Source organism: Paracoccus sp. (in: a-proteobacteria) (assembly GCF_047973135.1).
Classification (GTDB): domain Bacteria; phylum Pseudomonadota; class Alphaproteobacteria; order Rhodobacterales; family Rhodobacteraceae; genus Paracoccus.
This window is the reverse complement of record NZ_JBKEBL010000106.1, coordinates 1-1,693: the sequence shown is the minus strand read 5'-3', so window position 1 is coordinate 1,693 and position 1,693 is coordinate 1. Positions and strand designations below refer to the sequence as shown.

1 protein-coding gene and 2 pseudogenes are annotated in these 1,693 nt (G+C 65.0%); 2 read left to right on the top strand and 1 reads right to left on the bottom strand.

The genetic code is table 11. From position 1 onward, the window contains the following. Positions 1-522: pseudogene (locus ACK5L9_RS08225) on the bottom strand (IS110 family transposase); the annotation flags it as partial. A 361-nt stretch (positions 523-883) separates the two neighbouring features. On the opposite strand from ACK5L9_RS08225, the gene ACK5L9_RS08220 reads away from it, so the two are divergent. Continuing rightward, the gene (locus tag ACK5L9_RS08220; protein WP_416910982.1) at positions 884-1,168 is read left to right on the top strand and encodes a helix-turn-helix transcriptional regulator; all 285 of its coding nucleotides are present in this window, start codon (positions 884-886) and stop codon (positions 1,166-1,168) included. 2 nt (positions 1,169-1,170) lie between these two features. Further along, a pseudogene (locus ACK5L9_RS08215) lies at positions 1,171-1,693 on the top strand (replication initiator protein A); the annotation flags it as partial.

Genomic DNA, 1,693 nt, shown 5'->3' with positions numbered 1-1,693 from the left:
TGGGGCTCAGCGGAACGTCAGACCCAGACAGCATCTCGTCGACGGCGCGTTCCAGCTTCACTCGGCCCTGTGCGATGCTGATGCCGCGCTCGAACAGGATTGCCCGGAGTTGGTTCACCAATGTCCGCCGGACACCGACCAGCCTCTGACGCACCCGGTGAACCGACTGCATGTCGAGTTGCTCCTGCGTCTTCAGCGTCACGAAGCGCATGGTCGGGCGCGAGGCAGCTTCCGCAATCGCTTCGGCATCGCGATCGTCGTTCTTCTGCGCCTGACATAAGGACGCACATATTCGGGCGGCATCAGCCGCACCTCGTGGCCCTGATCGGCGAATATCCGGCCGATGTGATGCGCGCCGCAGCACGACTCCATCGCAATCACGCAGACCGGAAGATCCGCGGCAAACCGCATCAGCGTCTTGCGGCGCATCCGCCGACGAAGCTGCACCCCGCCGCCGTCGTCGAGACCGACAACGCTGCAGATGTCCTTGCCCAGATCAACGCCAAGTATCGAAATCATCATGGCTCCCGCCTCCCATCAACCTATCGACATCACAATACGCGATGCCGTCCGTGGGGCGGGCCATTCCATAAAATCGGACACTCTCAATCGGCGCGGAGATCAGCACTTGTGGGTAATTGAAAGCGCCGTCGGAGGCCTGCGTTAAAGCAAGCCTTGGGCGGCGGCACCTCTTCCCAGCCGTCGTCGCCACGCTTCTGTCAATCAAATCGCAGATCTTCTTACCGCTCTCCATGCGCCTTGCCGATGTGCGCATTCACCACCCCCTGTCTCCCCACTGCATCCCGCCGGTTTCCCTTCGCCATTCTGACCTCCGACAGCCGCCGCTTTCCGGCGGCGCGCCATGCCCGACGGAGGCCCGATCATGCAAGCCGACACCGCTCCCCTTCCGCCACGCTACCTGCGCACCAAGGAGGCGGCGCGGTTCGTGTCGCTCTCGCCCCGGACGCTGGAGAAGCACCGCACCTATGGCACCGGCCCCGCCTATCACAAGCTGGGCGGGCGGGTGGTCTATGCGCTGGAGGATCTTGAGGCCTGGGTCTCGCGCGGGGCGGTGACCTCGACCAGCGACCCGCGCGGTGGCCGGGTGCTGCCCGCCAAGCGGCATGCGCTGGTTGAGCGCCCGCTGCCCAGCCCCGTTGTGCGCTGATCATGGGCGGCCCCATGACCAACCGGCGCATATCAGAACGCGGCCAGCTCGATTTGTTCCGCGCGTTGCCGGGCGAGATCGCGCCCCGTGATGCGCAGGACCTGATGTCCTATCCGTTCTTTTCCCTCTCCAAATCCCGCCGGGTGGCGCCCATCGACTTCACGGCGGGCAAGGTCTCGATCCGGGTCGAGGCGGTGCCCGATCACGGCATGGCCACGATCTGGGATGCCGATATCCTGATCTGGGCAGCCAGCCAGATTGTCGAGGCGCGCGATGCGGGCCTGCGCACCTCGCGGCTGATGGCGGCCACGCCCTATGAGATCCTGGGCTTCATCGGCCGGGGCGCTTCCGCGCGTGACTATCAGCGCCTTAAGGCAGCACTGGACCGGCTTCAATCGACCACTGTGCGCACTTCGATCCGCCAGCCCGCCTAGGGGCGGCTGCATCGGTATTCTTGGATCAACGAATGGAAAGAGAGCACGGATGCGGCCGGTCGCACGGACGGGATCGAGATGATCGTGCCGG

Bases quoted from the DNA above. Each gene is read 5' to 3' on its own strand.
- ACK5L9_RS08220 (WP_416910982.1), top strand. From the start codon at position 884: ATGCAAGCCGACACCGCTCCCCTTCCGCCACGCTACCTGCGCACCAAG.